This is a genomic window from Mucilaginibacter lappiensis, from assembly GCF_050433765.1.
GTDB classification, from domain to species: Bacteria; Bacteroidota; Bacteroidia; order Sphingobacteriales; family Sphingobacteriaceae; genus Mucilaginibacter; species Mucilaginibacter lappiensis_A.
This window is the reverse complement of sequence record NZ_JBNPWP010000004.1, coordinates 487582-509322: the sequence shown is the minus strand read 5'-3', so window position 1 is coordinate 509322 and position 21741 is coordinate 487582. Positions and strand designations below refer to the sequence as shown.

The 21741-nt window shown below is 41.7% G+C and carries 13 protein-coding genes; 11 read left to right on the top strand and 2 right to left on the bottom strand.

Annotation, left to right across the window (positions count from 1 at the left end; all coding sequences use genetic code 11):
- Positions 1–34 precede the first annotated feature (34 nt).
- The 9 genes from cysC to M2273_RS15240 all read left to right on the top strand — a co-directional run bounded on the left by cysC (position 35) and on the right by M2273_RS15240 (position 17029).
- Positions 35–568, top strand: a complete 534-nt coding sequence (cysC, locus tag M2273_RS15280; RefSeq protein ID WP_429398284.1) for an adenylyl-sulfate kinase — start codon at positions 35–37, stop codon at positions 566–568.
- 704 nt (positions 569–1272) lie between these two features.
- Positions 1273–4377, top strand: coding sequence for a SusC/RagA family TonB-linked outer membrane protein (locus M2273_RS15275; RefSeq protein ID WP_429398282.1), 3105 nt, complete (start codon positions 1273–1275; stop codon positions 4375–4377).
- 49 nt (positions 4378–4426) lie between these two features.
- Complete coding sequence (locus M2273_RS15270; RefSeq protein ID WP_429398280.1) at positions 4427–5941, top strand: RagB/SusD family nutrient uptake outer membrane protein; 1515 nt, start codon at positions 4427–4429, stop codon at positions 5939–5941.
- Between the two features lie 74 nt (positions 5942–6015).
- The gene (locus M2273_RS15265) at positions 6016–7455 is read left to right on the top strand and encodes an aryl-sulfate sulfotransferase (protein WP_429398278.1); all 1440 of its coding nucleotides are present in this window, start codon (positions 6016–6018) and stop codon (positions 7453–7455) included.
- Positions 7455–8477, top strand: a complete 1023-nt coding sequence (locus M2273_RS15260; protein WP_429398276.1) for a c-type cytochrome — start codon at positions 7455–7457, stop codon at positions 8475–8477. Before M2273_RS15265 ends, M2273_RS15260 begins: the two co-directional genes overlap by 1 nt.
- Positions 8478–8502: 25 nt before the next feature.
- Positions 8503–11484, top strand: coding sequence for a glycoside hydrolase domain-containing protein (locus M2273_RS15255; protein WP_429398274.1), 2982 nt, complete (start codon positions 8503–8505; stop codon positions 11482–11484).
- Positions 11485–11488: 4 nt separating this feature from the next.
- Positions 11489–14611, top strand: a complete 3123-nt coding sequence (locus tag M2273_RS15250) for a DUF5107 domain-containing protein (RefSeq protein WP_429398273.1) — start codon at positions 11489–11491, stop codon at positions 14609–14611.
- 25 nt (positions 14612–14636) lie between these two features.
- Positions 14637–15962, top strand: coding sequence for a DUF3472 domain-containing protein (locus M2273_RS15245; protein ID WP_429398271.1), 1326 nt, complete (start codon positions 14637–14639; stop codon positions 15960–15962).
- Positions 15963–15967: 5 nt separating this feature from the next.
- Positions 15968–17029, top strand: a complete 1062-nt coding sequence (locus tag M2273_RS15240) for an aldose epimerase family protein (protein WP_429398269.1) — start codon at positions 15968–15970, stop codon at positions 17027–17029.
- A gap of 3 nt (positions 17030–17032) precedes the next feature.
- On the opposite strand, the gene M2273_RS15235 is transcribed toward M2273_RS15240, so the two are convergent.
- Together M2273_RS15235 and M2273_RS15230 are read right to left on the bottom strand one after the other, a co-directional pair.
- On the bottom strand, positions 17033–18106 hold the full coding sequence (locus M2273_RS15235; RefSeq protein ID WP_429398267.1) for a phosphotransferase enzyme family protein: 1074 nt from the start codon (positions 18104–18106) through the stop codon (positions 17033–17035).
- Positions 18107–18262: 156 nt separating this feature from the next.
- Complete coding sequence (locus M2273_RS15230; RefSeq protein ID WP_429398266.1) at positions 18263–19300, bottom strand: LacI family DNA-binding transcriptional regulator; 1038 nt, start codon at positions 19298–19300, stop codon at positions 18263–18265.
- A gap of 288 nt (positions 19301–19588) precedes the next feature.
- On the opposite strand from M2273_RS15230, the gene M2273_RS15225 reads away from it, so the two are divergent.
- Both M2273_RS15225 and M2273_RS15220 read left to right on the top strand, forming a co-directional pair.
- On the top strand, positions 19589–21091 hold the full coding sequence (locus M2273_RS15225; protein WP_429398264.1) for a serine hydrolase: 1503 nt from the start codon (positions 19589–19591) through the stop codon (positions 21089–21091).
- A gap of 92 nt (positions 21092–21183) precedes the next feature.
- Complete coding sequence (locus M2273_RS15220; RefSeq protein ID WP_429398262.1) at positions 21184–21516, top strand: YegP family protein; 333 nt, start codon at positions 21184–21186, stop codon at positions 21514–21516.
- Positions 21517–21741: the final 225 nt, after the last annotated feature.

Below are 21741 nucleotides of genomic sequence, written 5' to 3'. Positions count from 1 at the left end.
GTATTAGTTTTAAATTAAATAGAAGGGAAAAGCTTTGCTTAATCAAAAAGGGATTGTTGTTTGGCTATTCGGATTATCGGGGGCGGGTAAAACAACCATAGCCTCCTTGTTAAAAGAAAAACTGGAAAACGATGGTTTTTTTACAGTTTCTTTAGATGGGGATGTGTTAAGGGCTGGTATTAATAATGATCTGTCGTTCACGGAGGACGACAGATCAGAAAATATCAGGCGTGCGGCAGAAATAGCCAGGATCATGCTGCAAAACGATATTATCACCATCTGTTCTTTTATAACTCCCCTTGAAAAACACAGGGCCCTTGCAGCGCAAATCATAGGCGGGCATTATCTGGAAGTTTTTGTGGACTGCCCCATGAGTGTTTGCCAGGCAAGGGACATTAAAGGCCTGTATAAAAAGGCTCAGTCCAGTGAAATTGTCAATTTTACGGGTATCAGTTCGGGGTTTGAGGCACCTTCCAAATCCAATCTCATCATTTATACAGCGCTTGAATCGCCTATGGAAAGCATGGAGAAGGTTTACAAGTATATTATTCCTTTTGTACAGGCTTAAGCCTGATTAGCACATTTTGCGAAGACTCACCCCGACATCGCTGCGTTTTTCACCCCTCTCTTCGCCTGCGGCGGAAAGAGGGGTGAAAAATAAGTTTGTCATGCTGAACATAGTGAAGCATCTATTCTATGATTGGCCTCTTGAGAGGGGGCGCGTAGGAATCGAGGGTAGCAGGGGTGTGTTTATGCGCGCGATGAAAAGGACACACCCCTCCACCTCTCTCGAGAGGGGAATCGCACACACAGCCTTTCGCTTCCTACGTCATTTTACCTTTAGATACCGCTGGTTTTGATAACTCAGGATGACAGTTAAATAAAAAGCCTTGCAACTCCCTCTCCCTGCCGAAGGCGAAGTGACGGTCGGGCAAATCAAATCAAGGCTTAACAGGTTAAAAATCAACCCCAAATCAAAAAATATCATCAACCCAGGTAAAACAAGCAGCTTTTTAACAAAAGTTTAAAAACCGCCGGGTTAAAAATCTGTAAAGCAGGTTGTTTACAGCCTCTTCTCCTAAAATATCCGGTGTGTTTTCCCATTTATCAAACGTTTGCGTCATTTAAGTTTTTGTAAAACAAACGTTTGCGTGGTGTTTGCGGGCCTTCAACTTTGCTTTGTTTAGGCCTTATCTCTAATTTCCAATATCCAAAACAATAAATAAAACGAACTAAAACTAATTGATTAATTAATACTAACACCAACAATGTATGATTAAAGTTTACACACAATTTGGCTCAGGTTTCAGTGAAAGTACATTTTTAAAAGGGCGTAGGTTATGCAAGCTCTTTTCTAAAATGATCTGCTGTTACCTGCTTGTACTGTTACCGGTATGGGCAAGTGCCCAAACCGCAATAAATGGTACAGTAAAGGATAATAAAGGCGTTCCGGTAATTGGCGCCACTGTAACCGAAAAAGGGGTTAAAAACAATGCCGTAACTGATATAAACGGTAAGTTTAAATTAACACTTAAAGGTAAATCGGGAGTTTTAACGGTAACCTATGTAGGATACAAAACACAGGACGTAACCATCGGAACATCCAGCGAACTATCTATTGTTTTAGAGGAAGACCTGAATAAGCTTAACGAAGTTGTAGTAGTAGGTTACGGTACCCAGAAAAAGAGCGACCTTACCGGTTCTGTAAGTTCGGTAAAAAGTGATGACCTGATCCTGGGTGGTACTACATCAAGCCTTGGCCAGGCCATACAGGGTAAGGCTGCGGGTGTGCAGGTACAACAATCAAGCTTTGCACCAGGCGGGGCCATTTCTATAACGGTGAGGGGGGGTAACTCTATTAATACAAGTAACTCGCCGTTGTATGTTGTTGATGGTTTTATTACCGATAACGGAAACCTGATCAACCCTAATGATATTGACGATATTCAAATCTTAAAAGATGCATCGGCAACTGCCATATATGGTTCCCGTGGTGGTAATGGTGTAATCTTGATCACTACCAAAAAAGGTAAAACAGGTAAGGTATCTATTGATGCCGATGTATCAAACGGTACCCAGTATTTAACCTATAAACCTGATTTACTTACCGGCGCCCAATACACCGCCATTCAAAACGCTACCGCGATTGAAGATGGCAACCCACCAATTTTTCCACCAAGTTTTCCGGTTACCAATACCAATTGGTTAAAAGCGGCTACACAAAATGCAACCGTTCAAAACCGCAACCTGAGTATCAGCAGTGGCGATAAAAATTCAAAAATTTATGTTTCAGGTAATTATATAAAGCAGGTTGGTGTATTAAAAAACACCAGTATGGAGAGATACAGTGCAAGGATAGGTGCCGAAAAAACGCTTAATGAGAATATTAAACTAAGTGCTAACTTTTACGGGGCAAGCACCAATCAAAACCAGCAATCCTATTCTGGTGATATTACAGCGCCTTTGTTCAGTATTTTAACAGCACAGCCTAATATCCCGGTTTATAATCCTGATGGTACTTACTATGTTTATCAGGGAAAAAATAACGCACTGGCCAACCTTTTGGAGCCAACCAATACAAGCGGTAACAAACTGGTAAACGGAAACATCGCTTTAGATTATCAGATCATTAAAGGACTTTCCTATCACCTGGGTGCCGGTAGCGAATACAACCAAACCACCGCTGGCCAGTACACCCCAAGAACATTAACTGCCGGTAAAGCAAATAATGGTATAGCCGCAGAGCAGATGTATACTTCATTCAGATGGCTGGTTGAAAACTACTTTACCTATAAATATGAATTAAAGGATCACGCGTTTACTTTATTGGTAGGTAATTCCAACCAAAAAGACGTAACAGAATCACTAAACGCGGGAGCTAAAGGCTTTCCTACCGACGCATTTTTATTTTATAACTTAAGCGCCGGTTCACTTACAAATGGTTACGGCAGTAATAAGGATCAATCTAAACTTACCGACTATTATGGAAGGTTAAATTATTCATATAAAGACAAACTTTTAGCAACTTTTACCTTAAGGGATGATGCTTCGTCAAAGTTTGGCTCCAACTTTAGCCATGGTCTTTTTCCATCAGGCGCTGTAGCTTATAAATTTACTGAAGATGAGTTTATTAAAAATTTAAATACCTTCTCCAGTTTAAAGCTTAGGGTAAGCTACGGTATTACCGGTAACGACCGCATCCCTAACAACCGTTACATCACTACATTTACCAACTATAGCACCGTGCTTAGCGACGGCGGTCCGTTGCAAGTGGGTATTGAACCATCAATATTACCAAATCCTAACCTGAAATGGGAAAGCACAGCGCAGTTTGACTTAGGTTTAGATATGGGTTTTGCTAACGACAGAATTAATGCCACTATTGATATTTACCGTAAAAAAACCAGCGACCTGCTGATCAATATTCCTATTGGACAGTATTGGGGCTTTAGTACCCAGTTAATAAATGCCGGTTCTATCCAAAATCAGGGTATTGAGCTTTCTATCAATACAAGCAATATCAGATCAAAGGATTTTTCATGGAACACCAGTTTCAATATTTCATATAACAAGCAAAAAACCTTGAAACTATCAAACAATGTTAAAGAGATAGTTACCAATACGGCTAACCCAAGCGGCGTGGTTTCGGGACAGCCATTTACCAAAGTGGTGCCTGGGGTTGAGCTGGGAGAGCTTTACGGTTATGTTTACGAAGGCGTATTAAAAACAGGAGAAACCTACGCTCCACAGCCAAATTCAAAACCCGGCGATCCTAAGTATAAGGATGTGAACGGCGATGGTAAAATTACACCTGACGGTGATCAAACCTATTTGGGTAACTCAAACCCACATTATACAGCCGGCTTTGGTAATGATTTCCATTACAAAGGTTTCGACCTGAACATTTTTATCCAGGGCGCGTTTGGTTATTCCTTATTTAACATGAATAGGCTCGTACTGGAGTCGACAACCGGTGCCGATGCGTTGAACAGATTTGTTGCCGGCAAAAATGAAAATACTGATGTACCCCGGGAAGGTTATTTTTTAACTACCTACGGTGGCTATGTTAACTCAAGATTTGTAGAGAACGCTTCTTTTGCACGCTTAAAATCGGTTTCATTGGGTTATAGCTTCCCATCGTCATTATTCCAGAATATGAAAATTCTTCAGGGAATAAGGATCTATGCCGAGGCCCAGAATTTATTTACGGTTACCAGCTATAAAGGTACAGATCCGGAGGTTAACGTTCATGCCGCTGCTGTTTCAGCAAGTACCCAAAATGTGGGTTCAATTAATAACCTGGCTGGCGGTTTAGATTTTGGTGGATTCCCGGCGTTCAGGACTATCACCTTTGGTATAAAAGCTTCTATCCATTAACAAAACAACAATTATCCTTTTTTAAGGATCAACATAAAATTTAAAAGAAATGAAAAAATATAGTATTCTTTTGATCACCATAGCGGTTTTTATTCAGTTCTCCTGTAATAAGAACCTCGACCCTAAGGTGTACAGCAGTTTAACGAGTGCCAACGCTTTTAAAACCGAATCTGATGCTATTGCCGCGGTAAATGCGGTTTATGCCCGCTTAAAAGGACCGGCTGTTGGCGATAACTTTGATTATTGGACCGTAAGGCACTTTGCCCTTACCGATCTTACAACCGATGTTGGGCATTGCAGCTATGGTGGCGACCCTGGTCAGCTTTCATTAGTGCAATGGAACTCAGCCAATGGCTTGCTGGCCGAGGATTGGAGGCAAATATACAAGCTGATAGCCAATGCAAACAACGCTATCTATAATATTACACCAATGACTTCGGTTTCTGCCGATCATAAAAATCAGTTTCTCGCCGAAATTAAATTTTTGCGCGCTGTGGCCTATATGGATCTTACCGATGCCTGGGGCCCTGTAGTACTCCTTACCGAAAAAGATCTTACCAACCCTAATTATACAGCTCAGCCACCGGTTACCCCGGTTGCCCAGATCGATGCGCTTTTAATAACCGATCTTACCGCTGCTGCAAGTACGCTCCCGGTTGATTATAAAAGTAATTCCATCTATTCAACCAATGATGTAGGCCGTGCAACCAAAGGTGCAGCGCTTACCTTGCTTGCCAAGCTTTATCTGCGCGAAAAACAATGGCAAAAAGCTGCTGATTTAACCAAGCAGGTAATGGATCTGAATGTTTACCAGCTTTATCCTTCTTATGCCGGTTTATTTGCCGAAGCCAATAAATGGTGTTCTGAAAATATCTTTTCGGTATTGAGCGATGCCAACGTAAACGGTACGGAGTTATTGAACCACTTTGGTCCGTTACAGCACCCGGTTTTAACCGACAGGTGGCAGTACTATGCAGTAACCTGGGATTTTTATAACAGTTATGATAATGCGGATGACCGTAAAAAGATGTTCTTCACTTCATATACCGGTGTTGATAACCTGGTGCATCAGCAGGCGCCAACAATAGGCGCTACCCCGCCTCCAGGAGCTTTTTATATGCCCGATGTTGCTACTATGAAATATGCTGACCCGCTTGGCGCAAATACCTATTATGATGGTCATAGTGTTGATATTTTGCGTTATGCCGATGTATTATTAAGCAGGGCCGAGGCATTGAACGAATTGAATGGGCCAAATGCCGAAAGTATAAACTTAATAAACCAGGTTAAAGGTCGGTCGCACGCCAAACAGCTTGTGTTGAGTGATTATTCCCAGGCCACATTGAGGGATGCCTTATTGCAGGAACGCGGATGGGAATTGTATTATGAAGGAAAAAGAAGAGCTGATTTAATAAGAATGGGTAAATATGATGTTATTGTAAATGCCTATTTGAAAAGAACAGGGCAAACACCAACAGTAGTTATGCCACGTGACCAATATTTCCCATACCCTTTAAATCAGGTTACTATTAACCCTAATTTAAGTAATTCTGGAAGGCAATAATACCTGTGTTTTAACTTCAAAAAAAGAATATACAGCCCTGCAAAGGGTTGTATATTCTTTTATATTTAACACAAATGGTACAAAACCAATATAGCATTGTAAATAGTATGATGAAATATTTTTTGAGATGTATTGCAGTAGTACTTGCATCAGCAATATTAGCGGGCTGCTCCAATAGCAACGTGATCAAAGAGATAAAAGTAGGCCTGCATAATGATAATGAATTAAAAATTCAGATCGATGTGCTTACCGGCTCACCCGTGGACGCCCACGCTGAATATTGGGTGGATAAGGGGGCGGATACCACGAAACAAGTTTCGCCGGTATCAAAAAATACGGAATCACATAGGTTTATCTTATGTAATATCATCCCCAAAACAAATTATGCTTACCATATTATTACGGTGGTCAATGGGGTTAAAAACATTAGTAAAACTTATACCTTCAGTTCAAATGACCTGCCTTTATTTTTGCAGGATCAGTTTAAAGCAAAAAGTGCTTCGGAGGGCCACATCCCGGCTGAGTTTAAGGATGGTTTGATGCTTATCAATAAACGGTATGCCCCCGGCGTTGCTTACCTGGTTGATTATAAAGGACAGATCAGGTGGTACCATATGATTGATGGCCTGGGCTTTAAGGTGATCCATTTTACAAAAGACAATACCCTGCTTTCCATTTTGGGCCGCAATGATGAACCCACCAGTTACGGCAGCGAGATCCTGGAAATTAACTTGTTAGGCGATACCCTTTTGCATCTGAAAAAAGGGCAGGGTGATTTTAAACAAACCATACACCACGAAATATTAAAGAACAATAAAGATCAGATAGTAACCTTGTTTGTTGACCAAAAGATTATGGATCTGAGTTCTATCGGCGGCAGCAAAAAAGACACCGTGAATGGCGATGGCATTATGATAATGGATAAAACGGGTAAGCAGTTATGGAAATGGAGTGTGTTTGATGTGATGGACCCATTTAAGGACCCTAAACTGCTTAAAACCAAAAAAGACTGGATGCACGCCAACAGCCTGAATTATGACAAGGATGGCAATTATCTGATGTCCTTCTATAACAATGGCCAGATCTGGAAGATAGATTCCCATACTGGCAAAGTGATCTGGAAGTTTGGCAAAGGCGGAACAATGACCATGCCCGCCGAATGTAATTTTACCCAGGCCCATGCCGCGCATATTAATGCCGATGGCGATTTAATGTTCTTTGATAACGGGGTCGAAAAACACCAGTCGGGAGTGTTTGCTATGAAATTGGATGAGCAGCAGCAAACTTCAAAGATCGATCTGCATATTCAGCTTCCTAAAGAAGTATTTAATGGCCGTATGGGCAGCGCTTATATGATCAATGATACCAGCGTGCTGGTGTGCTGTTCCAAAAGGCATATCATTGTTTTAACCGATCGCAAGGGCATTTTATTATGGACAATGGAAACATCGGTACCTACTTACCGGGCCAACTTTATAAAAAACGCTCAGCTTAGCCCTTATTTAAAACCCTGATGAAAAAAAGGCATCAATATATGATCTGGCTTTTAATGCTGGTGGTACTTGCGGATGTAGCGCAGCTGTTTACCTCCTGTAATGAAGATCGTGCAGCGACTTTAAGTAATTCAAATACCGCATTGATTGGTGCTGATAGTTTGGTTACTATTGATACACTAAAAATACCTCACGATAAATTTGGCCAGGCCGTTAGGTATGGCCGCCAACTGATGTTGAATACCGCTTATTATATTGGTCCGGAGGGTATTAACGGGCATTACACCGGCAATAAAATGAATTGCACCCATTGCCACCGCGATGCAGGCACACATCCTTATGCCTTTAACCTCGTAACAGTTTTTCGCAATTATCCGCAATACCGTGCAAGGGAAGGCAGGATACTGTCATTGGCCGAAAGGATAAACAATTGCGTAATGCGCCCAAACCTGGGTAAACCGCTGCCGCTTGATGGTAAGGAGATGATCTCCATCATGTCATACTTAAAATGGCTCAGTGATTCATCGCATGTGGATAGCCGTACCAAGGGCTTAAAAAATATGGAGATCGCTTTTCCTGATATCGCGGCATCATCTGATAATGGCGAACGGCTTTATGCTGTAAATTGTACACGTTGCCACGGCACAACCGGCGAAGGGCAAATGAGGTATGATAATGTAACATATACATACCCGCCGCTATGGGGTGCAAAAGCGTACCGGCAAGGGTCAAGTATGCACCGGGTGGTTAAACTGGCGCAATGGCTGGTGGCCAATATGCCTTATGATAAAGTTACGCACGGTAAACCATACCTTACTGATGCCGAAGCGCTTGACCTGGCAGCTTTTATAAATGATGACAAAAAACATCCGCGCCCGGCCGAAAAAGTAAAAGAGATCCAATACCCGCACTACGAAGAAAAGGCTATTGATTATGATAAAGGCCCTTTTAATGATACCTTTTCTGAATCACAACATAAGTATGGCCCATATAAACCTATAGCCGCTTATTGGAAAAGTAAAGGGCTTAAACCAACTTATTAAATTTAGATACCACTGAATAATGATTATGAAAAAACAACTCCTTGCGTTTGCCTTTCTGTTACCCTGCTTTGCAGCTTTTGCTCAAAAAATACCTTACACCAATTGTAAAAACTGCTGGACCGAGGATTCATTAGGAAATCACCGGGTGGTTTTAACTTTTAATGGCACCGGTAAAGCTGCAAAAGTCATCATTCCATGGAGGCGAAGGGATACCGAGCCTGAAAACAAGAGGATCATTATTCAGGATGCCCAAACAAAACAAAAGATAACCAATGTAAAGTTGGGTACTATAAACCGGGAAACTGGCGAGTTGGTTTTTGAACCTACATCGGGTAAAGGAACTTATTTTGTGTACTACATGCCTTATAAAAATGAAGGCCGTTCCAACTACCCCAAAGGTACTTACCTGAAACCCGAGAACACAGCTTCGGTAGCATGGTTAAATGGATTAAGCTCCAATATCCCGCTGGCTTCGGTAAAGGAGTTTCAATCTATTGACGCGTTCAATAGCTTTTACCCGATGGAGGTGATCGCCACAAAAAATGAAACTGATGCATTGATCAGCAAACATAAAAGTGAGCAATTCCTGATCTTCCCTGAAGACAGGTTGAACTCTATCCGAATGACCAAAGACCTGCCGCAGCGCTGGATTGAGCACGGTCCGCAAAGCAGATACGCGGCGACAGCATTACGTGGCGAGAATTTTTCTTTTCAGTTAGGCATATATGCTTTGCAAAATATTGATGATGTAAAAATTAAGTTCAGCGATCTGAAGACTGCTTCGGGTAAAGCTATCCCGGCGTCGGCTATTTTTTGTATCAATACAGGTGGTACAGCTTATGATGGTTCGCCGCTGAGCAAAACCGTTACGGTAGCCAAGGGTGATATTCAGGCTTTATGGTGCGGTATTGATGTCCCAGCAAATGCTACCCCTGCAATTTATAACGGCAAAGCAACCATCAGCATAAACGGTAAACCTGCAAAAGAAATTCAGTTAGCCATTACAGTTGGCAAAACCCTCGCAAAAAATGGCGGGGTAGATGAGCCCTGGAAAATGACCCGACTGGGATGGCTTAACTCTACCATGGCGCAAAATAATACGGTGATAGCACCATATACGCCATTGGTAGTAAAAAACAACAGGGTTGATCTGTTAGGTAGAAAAGTGGAGGTGAACAGTGATGGTTTTCCCAAGCAGATCCAAACGTTTTTTACACCCGAAATGACTGAGTATGCCAATACGCCCAACAACCTGTTAACCGAGGCCATTCATTTTCATTTTTTAAATGCCGGTGGTAAAAACATCAAGCTGAAAAGCGCGGGCCTGCAATTTACCAAACAGGAGCCCGGCACAGTACAGTGGAAAGCTACAAGCAGCAATGACAGCCTGAAAATGGAAGTAAGTGCCTCCATAGAGTTTGACGGGTTTATGGCCTACACAGTAAAAGTTGAAGCCCTTAATGATATTGATCTGAAAGATATTACCATGCACATTCCTTTTAAAAGGGATGTTGCCAAATATATGATGGGCTTAGGCCAAAAAGGCGGTTACCGCCCCGAGAACTTTGAATGGAAATGGGATGTGGCACATAAAAATCAGGACGGTGCCTGGATTGGTAATGTAAATGCGGGCCTGCAGTATTCCCTTCGCGACGATAAATATATGCGCCCGCTAAATACCAATTTTTACCTGCAAAAACCGTTGATATTACCATCATCATGGGGCAATGGCGACAAAGGCGGCATCAAAGTAAAAGACGATGGCAAAGCGGTACTTGCCAACAATTACAGCGGCGAAAGAAAACTGCACAAAGGCGATGTGCTGTATTACAATTTCAATTTGCTCATCACCCCGTTCCATACCATAAATACCGATTTTCAGTGGGCAACCAGGTTTTATCATGCTTATAAGCCTATTGATACTATTAAACAAGCAAGGGCTACGGTGATCAATATACATCATGCCACGGCTATCAACCCTAATATCAATTACCCTTTTATTGCCTGGAAGTCGATGAAAGCCTATGATGATTCGGCTCATGCTGCCGGGTTAAAGGTAAAGATCTATAATACCATACGTGAGCTGTCAAACCACGCCTATGAAACATTTGCTTTGAGAAGCTTGGGCCATGAGATCTATTCGTCGGGCAAAGGCGGGGGCTTTAGCTGGCTGCAGGAGCACGTGGGCGATGACTATATAGCTGCCTGGTTTGTTCCTGAAATTAAGGATGCGGCCATCATCAACAGCGGTATGAACCGCTGGCACAATTACTACGTGGAAGGCATGAACTGGCTCACCCAAAACGTAGGCATCGATGGTATTTACCTGGACGATGTGGCCTTTGACCGTGTTACCATGAAACGTGTAAAACGGGTACTGACTAAAGATGGTCACCCGGGTATCATTGATCTGCACTCGGCCAATCAGTATAATAAAAGTGATGGTTTTAATAACAGCGCCAATTTATATATGGAGCATTTTCCGTATCTCAACCGCCTTTGGTTTGGTGAATATTTTGATTACGAAAAAAATAACCCCGATTTTTTCCTGACCGAGGTAAGCGGTATTCCATTCGGCTTAATGGGTGAAATGTTGCAGGGTGGCGGTAACAAATGGCGCGGTATGGTTTACGGTATGACCAATCGTATGCCCTGGAGCGATGGCGCAGACCCTCGCCCTATCTGGAAAGCCTGGGATGATTTTGGAATGAAAGGCACCAAAATGATTGGCTATTGGGTTGATGATAACCCTGTAAAAACCGACCATGAAAAAGTGCTGGCCACGGTTTACAAAAAGGACGGCGCGGCTATGGTTTCCATTGCCAGCTGGGAAGACAGTGATACCGAGATCCAGTTAAAGATAGACTGGCAAAAATTAGGGATCGACCCGGCAAAGGCAACTATTACCGCGCCCGGGATCAGGAGCTTTCAGCCTGCAAAAACGTTCGGACTAAATGATAAAATACCTGTTGAAAAAGCCAAAGGCTGGTTGCTGATCATTAAATAAGCTAATGATGAAAAAAATAGGATTTGTTACTTTAGGTATTTGCTTATCAGTTTGGCAGGTTAAGGCGCAGGAAAAAGTGGGGTTTAAGGAGTATAATAAAACAATCACGACTTATCCGTTCTCTGATCCTAACCCTATCCCGGCGTTTACCAATATATACCCGTATTTCAGATATGATGGTTTTACGGATAAGCCCGTTCAAAAGGAATGGAAGGTTGTTGAGCTGCAAAACGCTTATATCAAACTAACCATATTGCCGCAAATAGGAGGCAAGATCTGGTCGGCGGTGGAACGGTTAACCGGTAAGCCTTTTATTTATGAAAACCATGTGGTAAAATTCAGGGACATTGCCATGCGCGGGCCCTGGACAAGCGGCGGCATTGAGCCCAATTACGGCATCATAGGCCATACTCCAAATTCAGTTACACCAGTTGATTATATAGTACGCAATAACGATGATGGCAGCGTAAGCTGCATCATCAGCGTGCTTGACCTGCTTACCCGTACCAACTGGACAATGGAGATTAACCTACCCAGAGACAAGGCTTATTTTACCACAAAGTCAACCTGGTACAATTCCAACACTTTAAATGAGCCCTATTATCACTGGATGAATACCGGGATAAAGACCAAAGGCAATTTGCAGTACATTTTTCCCGGTACCAATTACCTGGGCCACCAGGGTGAGCATGGCGACTGGCCCATTAACAAACAGAACGGTAAGGATGTATCCTTTTACAATAACAATGATTTTGGTGGATATAAATCGTACCACGTTTTTGGCAAGTACACCGATTTTTTTGGCGCATACTGGCACGACGATGATATGGGGATGGCCAGATATTCGGGCCATGATGATAAGGCCGGTAAAAAGATCTGGATCTGGGGCCTGTCAGATCAGGGCATGATCTGGGAAAAACTCCTGACCGATACCGGCGGCCAATACTCCGAGATCCAATCGGGCAGGCTATTTAACCAAACATCGCCCGAAAGTACTTTTACACCTTTCAAGCACAAAGGTTTCGAACCCGGCGCAGCCGATGTATGGACGGAGTACTGGTTCCCGGTATTAAAGACAAAAGGATTTGTAAAGGCCAATAACTACGGCGCGTTAAACGTACGGGCCGAAAATGGCTGGTTAAAAATCGCGTTCAGTCCGGTGCAGAGGATTGATGATAGTCTTAAGGTTAAACAGGGTACAGCTATTATCTACAACAAAAAAGTAGAACTGTCCCCGCTTAAAACTTTTGTTGATTCCATTAAAATGGATAAAAACGCGGGCGATCTAACGGTTACGCTTGGCGGCGATAAAATGGTATATCAATCAAACCCGGATGCGGATAATTTGAGCCGGCCAATTACATCGCCTAAAGATTTTGACTGGAATACGGCCTATGGTTTATACATACAAGGCAAGGAGCTGATGGATGAAAAAGCATATCCACAGGCAGAAGAAAAGCTGCAGGCAGCTTTAAAAAAGGATCATAACTTTTTACCCGTGTTAACAAAAATGGCCGAGCTGTTATACCGAAACCTGCGGTACACCGAAGGGTTGGAACTTGCAAAACGTGCTTTAAGTTTAGATGCTTACGATGGCGCGGCCAATTATTATTACGGCATCATCAATGCACAGCTTGGTCATATAGCCGATGCCAAAGACGGACTTGATATTGCTGCTTTATCTGTTGAATACAGGAGCGCGGCGTATAACGCATTAAGCAGTTTATACCTTAAACAGAAAAACTACGATAAGGCGCTGGAATATGCAGCCAAAGCCATCGGCTTTAACCGTTATGATATTTCGGCATTGCAGGTGCAGGCTATCGTTTACCGTAATCAAAATAACCTTAAAGCCGTGGAACAGGCGTTAAACCAGATCCTTACTTTTGATCCGTTGAATGATTTTGCCCGGTTTGAAAAGTATCTGTCAGATCCATCGGCAGAAAACAAAACCAGCTTCACCTCATTGATCACCAACGAACAGCCTATTGAAAGCTACCTGGAACTGGCCAATACTTATTACAAAAACGGATGTTTGGAGGAATGTCAAAAGGTATTGCAGCTTTCGCCAGGCAATGCGCTGGTAAACTATTGGCTGGCCTTTTTACAACATAAGGCAGGGCAACCGTTCCAGCAATTATTAGATCAGGCCAATAGCGCTACACCAAAGTTTGTATTCCCTTTTAGGGCAGATGATGAAGCGGTACTTGCCTGGGCCATGCAGCAAGGCAACAGCTGGAAACCCAAATACTACCTGGCCCTGTTGTATAAAGACAGAAATCGTATTACGGAGAGTAAAGGCCTGTTTGCCAAATGCGGCAACGAGCCTGATTTCGCTCCGTTTTATGCAGCCCGCGCGGCCATGTTAATGGGGGCATCTGATCTGGCCGACCTGCAACGGGCCATCAAGCTGGATGCCGGGGAATGGCGCTATTATAAACTGCTGGGCGAATATGATGTAAGCCATGATCAGTACCAAAACGCTTTAAATACTGTTGAACCTTTTTATCGCAGCCACCCTGAAAATTATATTATCGGGATGTTGTATGCTAAAACATTGCTGCTCAATAAGCGATATGACGAGTGCGCCAAATTGCTATCCCGCATCAATATACTTCCCTTTGAAGGTGCTACCATAAGCCGCGACCTGTACCATGAGGCTAAACTGATGCTGGCTATTGAAAAACTTAAAGCGGCCAATTATACCGCTGCTTTAGCTTTTATTAATGATGCCAAACAGTGGCCCCTGAATTTAGGTGTTGGCAAACCTTACCAGGAAAATATTGACGAAAGGGCAGAGGATTGGATGAGTTACCTATGTTATGCAAAACAAGGAAAGATCAAAGAAGCCAGGGATTATTTAAAAAAGATAGTAACGTTTAACCCTAAACTGGATAATACCGTAAAGAATTTTTTACCGGCCAACCACCTGGTAACGACATGGGCCATGGAAAAGTTGGATGGAAAAGCATCAGCAGCAAATTGGCTTAATGGACAGCTTAAGCAATACCCCAACGATGGAATTTTGAAATGGTGTAAACTGGTATTTGAAAATAAACCATCTGCAAAAAGCGATATCAATGATAGCGGCGCACGGATATTAGAACAGCTTAGGCGTATTAAATAGATCAAACTGAAACCACTTTATTTCTATGAATAAACATCGCATAAACAGTATAGCTAAAGTCTTTTTGTTAATTGCAACTTTTACATTGTTGCAATTAAATAGCCGGGCAGCCTTGCTACCGCAAGATTCTTTAATAGCCGTTCCGCTGGGTGGTAATAGTTGGGTTAGTAGGGGCTCACATGCTCAGATTGATAGTACTGGTTTGAGTAACTGGAGCGCTAATACAGATGTGGTGAGTATATACATACGGCTGGAATCTGCTGGTAGTTTAAATATCGCCTTAAAATTATTGGTACCTGATGGTTCAAGTAAAATAAGCCTTACTGTTGGCCAAACAACTTTAACAAAAACGGTATCAGGAAGTCAGCAGGCTATTATCAATTTTGGGAAGGTATCTGTTAAAACGCCAGGTTATATACAAGTAAAACTACAGGGATTAAAACGAAGTGGTAAAGTATATGCCCAGGTAAGCGATCTGCTATTGAGTGGCCCCGCAATTTCAAATGGCACCACATACGTGCAAGACAATCATGGCAATTACTTTTACTGGGGACGAAGAGGGCCATCAGTGCATTTAAATTACAGTTTACCAGATGAGGCTAAAAATACAGCGGAGTGGTTTTATAATGAAGTTACTGTACCCGTTGGCAACGATGTGTTAGGATCCTATTTTATGGCCGATGGCTTTACCGGGGGCTATTTCGGGATGCAGGTAAACTCGCCAACAGAACGGCATGTGCTGTTCTCTATCTGGAGCCCGTTTAATACCGATGATCCTAACAGCATTCCGGACAGCCTGAAAATAAAGTTAGTAAAAAAAGGACCGGGCATACACGCGGGCGAATTTGGCAGTGAAGGTTCGGGTGGGCAAAGCTATATGAACTATCCCTGGGTGGCCGGTAAAACCTATGCTTTTTTAGTACACGCGCAGGCTGATGTCGCATCAAAAACCACTGTTTTTACTGCCTGTTTTAAACCGGCAGACCAAAGTACGTGGCAATTGATAGCCAGTTTTAAGCGCCCTTCGTCTGGCTTTTATTTAAAAGGGCTTTATTCTTTTTTAGAGAATTTTGATCCTGACATGGGCACCGTACAGCGCAAAGTGTTTTTTGGTAACGGCTGGATAAAAGATACATCAGGTAAATGGTACCCGCTAACCAAAGCCCTCTTTACCGGCGATGCTACCGCTAATATCAATTACCGGAAAGACTACGATGGCGGCGTTAAAGGCGATCTTTTTTATCTGCGTAACTGCGGGCTGTTTAATGATTTTGCCCCGCTTAAAACCAATCTTATCCGTCAGCAATCAGGCAAAACCAATCCTGATATTGATTTTAGTAAATTGCCTTGATCAATATGAAAGCATTAGATATTAAAGATTGGGGGGCAGTTGCCAATCAAAAGGTTTACCTGTACACGCTCACCAATAAAAACGGGATGAGGGTGTCGCTGTCAAATATTGGCGCGGCTATCCAGTCGGTTTTTGTTAAAGATAAGAACGGCGTTTTTGACGATGTTGTGTTAGGCTATGATACCGTTGCGAGTTATCAACACGATCCTTTTTATATGGGCACCATAGTTGGCCGCTACGCCAACCGTATTGCGGGAGCAAAGGTTGAAATTGAGGGTAAAACCTGGCAGTTAACCGCGAAAGAAGGGGGCTTTCATCATCATGGAGGAAAAGAAGGATTCAATAAAAAGATATGGACACCAGTTCTTTTTGATAAAAGTGAGGGGCTGGGTTTAACGTTTAGTTTGTTTAGTCCCGATGGTGATGAAGGGTTTCCAGGTAATTTGCAGGTAACTGTTAAATATACCCTGAATGACGATGATCAGTTGACGGTAGAGTACAGTTGTGAAACGGATAAAAGCACCGTGATCAACTTAACACAACATGCGTACTTTAACCTGGCCGGCCATAATAAAGGTTCAATAACTGATCATCAACTGCGGGTTGATGCAAAGCAATACCTGCCGGTAAATAGCATGATAGTACCCAATGGAAACCTTGCAGATGTTGCCGGAACGTCCTTTGATTTTAGTACGCCCAAACCAATAGGCCGGGATATTGATGCTGATCACGAACAGATAAATTTAGGATCGGGATATGACCATTCCTGGGTGCTTAAAAAAGGGCGTTCGCAGGAGTTGGTGCTTGCAGCGCAGGCAACCGAGGATAAAAGCGGGCGTAAACTAACGGTGCATACTACAGAACCGGCCTTGCATATTTATACCGGTAATTTTTTGGATGGTTCTGTAAAGGGAAAGGATGGATACGCTTACCGGCGCCGGGAAGGTTTTTGCCTGGAAACTCAAAACTATCCCGATTCGCCAAATAAGCCGCATTTTCCAAGTGCGATACTCAAGGCCAGCGAGATATTCAGCAGTAAAACCATATTTGAATTTGGTCTTAAATAGTTGTTATCTCGGCTGATTTTGTGTGTTGGATACTATTTGCTGAAAGGTGTCTTCGGCCGCGATGTACTTTTCAAGCAGGGTAAACTGGTTTTGAGCCCTTACCAGGTTATGTCCCGGATAATTGGTGCCATAGTAAACATCATCATTTAAATAGTCTGTAAGGAAGCGTATAGCTTGCATATAGATCATTAATTTGCCCGAATACACGAACAGCTCCCTTTCTGCTTCTGTCAGGTTAGTGCTCATTTCTGACAGGTATCCTTCTACTATGGCGCTGAAAAAATCTTCGCGGATCTCAATTTTCGAGGTATCTGGTTCTTCTTCATTGGCCGGCGACAGGTAAGTACGCATCATATCGCCAACATCGCTGATGTAATAGCCAGGCATTACGGTATCAAGGTCAATTACACACAGGCCCTTATGTTCCTCATCAAATAAAATATTACTGATCTTGGTATCATGGTGAACTACCCGCAGGGGGATAAGCCCGTCGTTCATGATGGACTGGTGCATTTCGGCAATGTTCTGGTGTGCAAACGCATTTTCAATGGCTGTATTTGCCTTGTTTAGCCTCTCGGCACTTGCTTTTTTAACTACCCGTTTAAATTCTTCGAAGCGGGCGGATAGGTCATGGAAACCGGCAAGAGTATAGTTTAATTTGGTTACGCTAAAACCGGCCAGTAAATTGGTGAATTTGGCAAACTGGCGCGCTGCTTCAAAAGCTTCACTACGGGTTTGTACGGTATTTAACGTAATCGATTGCTTTACATAAGGTAATAAACGGTAATATTCGCCGTCGCTGTGTTTAACCATGTAATCGCCATTTACAGCGGCCAGGGGTAACACGAACAAATAATCGGGGTAATGCTTTGATAAATAAGCACCAATTTTATCAATGTTTTCGGCAATATGTGTAGGCGTTTTAAAAACGTTTTTATTGATCTGCTGAAGTATAAACTCGTTAGTATTTCCCAAACCGGTTATTTTCCAGGTCCGGTTTATTAATCCTTCTCCAAATTTTTCAATGTGGTATTCCTGGGCAATAAGGTTAAAGGATTTTAGAATATCATTAAACATTTACTAAGTTTTTTATAAGTTTCTGTATGCTTAAACCAAACCTAATTAATATAATGGTAAACTTTTCACGCAAACGTTTGCCTGTTTTTTTAATTTACAATCCTTTAAGAAAATTTTAATATCATACGCCGGATTTGACAGCATTATAGTTTCGGTTTAGGTATTGCTTCTTTTTTTATTTTCTACCAATTGCGACTCCACCATAACATTATAATAGGCCTGAACCTCATCTGATGATTGTGGTTTACGGGATAACAGATCCAATAATATATCGGCTGCTTTTTGACCCTGCAAATAGGGAAACTGCTCAACAGACGCTACAGGAGCATAATCCATATAATTAATAATGGGTAAATTGGCATAACTTACAAACAGCAGGTCTTTATCCAGATCAATTTTGAGGTTACGGGCGTGTTTTATGGCGTATAAGGACACATAGTCATTAAAGGTGACAATGGCCGTGGGCCTGCGTTTATATGCAAGCAGGCTGTCAAGGGCTGCTTGTGTGCCTTGTTCAGTTAAATTGCAGCTTACAATAAGCGATGGGTCAAACTTGAGCCGGTTTTTTATCATCGCTTTAATATAACCTTCCTTGCGCTCGCTACTTGCAGCTAAAGTATTAGGGCCGTTGATCATGCCGATACTTCGGTGGCCTTTTTGCAATAAATAGTTTACAGCCTCTATGCTTCCGGTTTCCATATTACAGGCCACATAATGTATGTTTTTAAGCGGCGGGATGCGGTCAAAAAACACAACAGGGATATTGTACCGTTTCAACATATCAAAATGTGCAAAGCCCGATGTTGTTTTTGCAACAGAGATCAGCAGGCCATCAACACGTGAGTTTTTCATTTTTTCAACCAGTTGTATCTCCTTTTCCTCATCGTCATGTGACTGGGCTATCAAAACCGTATAGTTTCTTTTGTAAGCGGTGTCTTCTATGGCACTTATTGCTGCGGAGAAAAATGCCTCTGACAGTTCGGGAAGAATAACACCTATGGTATAGGTTTTACCTTTTTGAAAAGATATAGCGGTTTGATTTGGTTCATAACTCAGTTTTTCTGCCAATGCCTGAACTTTTAACTGCGTGGTAAGGCCAATAGTAGGGTGCTTATGCAAAGCCCTTGAAACTGTTGATACAGAAACATTAAGAATTTTAGCTATTTCTTTAATAGTAGCGGGTTTTCCTGTCATTATCTAAAATTAATAAAATGCTTTCAATGTGGCAATTTATGTACAGCTATTGTGAGGGGAGAACAGATGGTTAATTTAACGCAAACGTTTGTTTTCTTTGATGGAAATGCGTTCATAGTATTAAGGTGAGCCTACGTTTACTTAAATATAGCCAGTGACAAAAACGGACAACTGCTGTTCGGTTTTGTTACAATTAACTTCTGTTATTTGATTGTATTTTATTGATTATTATGTAGTTGTAAATTTGGAACGGAATTTAATAGCTCCTGCTTGCAACCATAAACAAACATGAAAAAAATCACATTAGTATTTGCCCTGTTTATTCAAATAGGAGGCATGGCCATTGCCCAGACTAACCGGCAAAATACTCAAAAGTTAGATTCCATTGTTAACCATGCGGCCAGGGACTTTATAAAGGACAGTTCCTGGATGGGGTTTTCTGTTGGGATTGTTGAAAACGGAAAAACACATCTGTATGATTATGGTATTGCCGAAAAAGGGAAAGATCAGGCACCGTCTGATCAAACCATATACGAAATAGGCTCAATAACCAAAACATTCACCAGTGTTTTATTGGCCAAAGCCGTATTGGAAAAAAAGGTAAAATTAGACGATGATATCCGTAAATACCTTAAAGGCAATTATCCCAATTTAGCCTATGAGGGTAAACCCATACAATTAATCCATTTAGCAAATCTTACTTCCAGACTTCCTGATAACCTGCCTGATCATCCTGATGCGTTAAAAAACATGAATGCTGATTCCGTTCCTTACGCCATTTTAAAGATACATGAGGGCTATACAAAAGCAAATTTTCTGGAAGATCTGCACAAGGTTAAACTGGATACTGTTCCCGGACTTGATCCGCGGCATTCTAATGCTGCCGGTCAGCTGATGGGTTATATTTTAGAAAACATTTATCAGAAACCTTATGAGGAATTGTTAAAAGAGTACATCACCAAACCACTAAAAATGGATGATACCTTTGTTGATGTCCCGGCTGATAAAGTTCAGCTCCTGGTTAAGGGTTACAACGAAAAAGGAATGGTTATGCCTTATATTGTTAAAGATGCACAAGCCGCGGGCGGTTTAAAATCAAGCATTGCTGATATGGCCAGGTATATGAAATTTCACCTGGATGAGAAAGACCCCGCTGTTAAAGTAACCCACCAAATTGCATGGGGCGATGTTAATGTTTTTTCGATTGGCTTAAACTGGTTTATTAATAAAACAGGTGATGGAAAGTTGAATATCCGTGATGATGGAACCACTTTTGGCTTTACCACCTATTTTCTGCTCTATCCTGAATTAAAATTTGGAGTTGTATTGATGACTAATGTATGTTCTCCAACTTCCAATAACAAGCTTGGCGATATAGCTAAAAAAATATTTGAAGAAAGTAATTACACTCCAGCCCAGCTGGCTTCTGATGGGTTTGGTTTTTCTCCTTCCATCAATCAGCTCCTTACCGAATTAACAAAAAAAGGATATGATCATGCCATTGAAGTGGCAGATGAATTAAAGAAAAACAGCCCCAAATTTGATTTGAAAGAAAACGAAGTGAATAACTGGGCTTATGGGCTTCTTGGAAAAGGAAAAAAAGAACAAGCGTTGCAGATTTTTAAATTGAATGTAAGCCTGTACCCCGAAGGTTATAATACCTATGATAGTTTGGCAGAGATGTATGAGAATATGGGAAATAAAGAATTAGCCATTAAGAACTTTAGGCGCTCACTTGAACTAAACCCTAAAAACAACAATGCGGTGGAGCACCTGAAAAAATTAGAATAGCGCTTACGTAAAGGTTTTATGCTGATTATTTAACGAAAAGTTAATGCCCGCAAAACAGAATTTATTTATTTTTATTAAAAACCTTAAAAAACATGAGCAAGTTTGAAATTAAAACCAGGACCAATGGTGAATACCAGTTCAACCTAAAAGCAAACAATGGTGAAATTATTTTATCCAGCGAAGGATATAGTTCTAAAGCTGGTTGTGAAAATGGTATAGAATCAGTTAAAAAGAATGCTGCTGATGACGATAAATATGACAGGCTTGAGTCCAAAAACAGTAAACACTATTTTAATCTTAAAGCTACTAACGGACAAATAATAGGAAGCAGCGAAATGTACGAAAGTAAATCGGGCAGGGACGGAGGAATAGAATCTGTAAAGAAAAATGCTCCTGTAGCTATCGTTAGTGATCTTACTGTATAAAACCTATCAGGAATAAAATCTGTAAAATAACAAAGCCTTCCCGGTTTAACAGGAAGGCTTTGTTATTTTCAGGGTAAGACTTTCTACAAATAGACAACAGACCGGCATAGCTTATAGCATTATACTAATATGGTTTAATGTTTGTAAAAAAAATTAATCAAAAACGAACATTGTATGTATCAAAAACGAACAATTAAAACGATGATTTTTTTCGTAAATATCTGA

What these genes read in the sequence shown, in the direction of transcription:
- M2273_RS15225 (WP_429398264.1), top strand. Translation starts at nt 19,589, where the DNA reads ATGAAAAAAATCACATTAGTATTTGCCCTGTTTATTCAAATAGGAGGC.
- M2273_RS15235 (WP_429398267.1), bottom strand. Translation starts at nt 18,106, where the DNA reads ATGTTTAATGATATTCTAAAATCCTTTAACCTTATTGCCCAGGAATAC.
- M2273_RS15270 (WP_429398280.1), top strand. Translation starts at nt 4,427, where the DNA reads ATGAAAAAATATAGTATTCTTTTGATCACCATAGCGGTTTTTATTCAG.
- M2273_RS15250 (WP_429398273.1), top strand. Translation starts at nt 11,489, where the DNA reads ATGATGAAAAAAATAGGATTTGTTACTTTAGGTATTTGCTTATCAGTT.
- M2273_RS15220 (WP_429398262.1), top strand. Translation starts at nt 21,184, where the DNA reads ATGAGCAAGTTTGAAATTAAAACCAGGACCAATGGTGAATACCAGTTC.
- M2273_RS15260 (WP_429398276.1), top strand. Translation starts at nt 7,455, where the DNA reads ATGAAAAAAAGGCATCAATATATGATCTGGCTTTTAATGCTGGTGGTA.
- M2273_RS15230 (WP_429398266.1), bottom strand. Translation starts at nt 19,300, where the DNA reads ATGACAGGAAAACCCGCTACTATTAAAGAAATAGCTAAAATTCTTAAT.
- M2273_RS15255 (WP_429398274.1), top strand. Translation starts at nt 8,503, where the DNA reads ATGAAAAAACAACTCCTTGCGTTTGCCTTTCTGTTACCCTGCTTTGCA.
- M2273_RS15265 (WP_429398278.1), top strand. Translation starts at nt 6,016, where the DNA reads ATGGTACAAAACCAATATAGCATTGTAAATAGTATGATGAAATATTTT.
- M2273_RS15275 (WP_429398282.1), top strand. Translation starts at nt 1,273, where the DNA reads ATGATTAAAGTTTACACACAATTTGGCTCAGGTTTCAGTGAAAGTACA.
- M2273_RS15245 (WP_429398271.1), top strand. Translation starts at nt 14,637, where the DNA reads ATGAATAAACATCGCATAAACAGTATAGCTAAAGTCTTTTTGTTAATT.
- M2273_RS15240 (WP_429398269.1), top strand. Translation starts at nt 15,968, where the DNA reads ATGAAAGCATTAGATATTAAAGATTGGGGGGCAGTTGCCAATCAAAAG.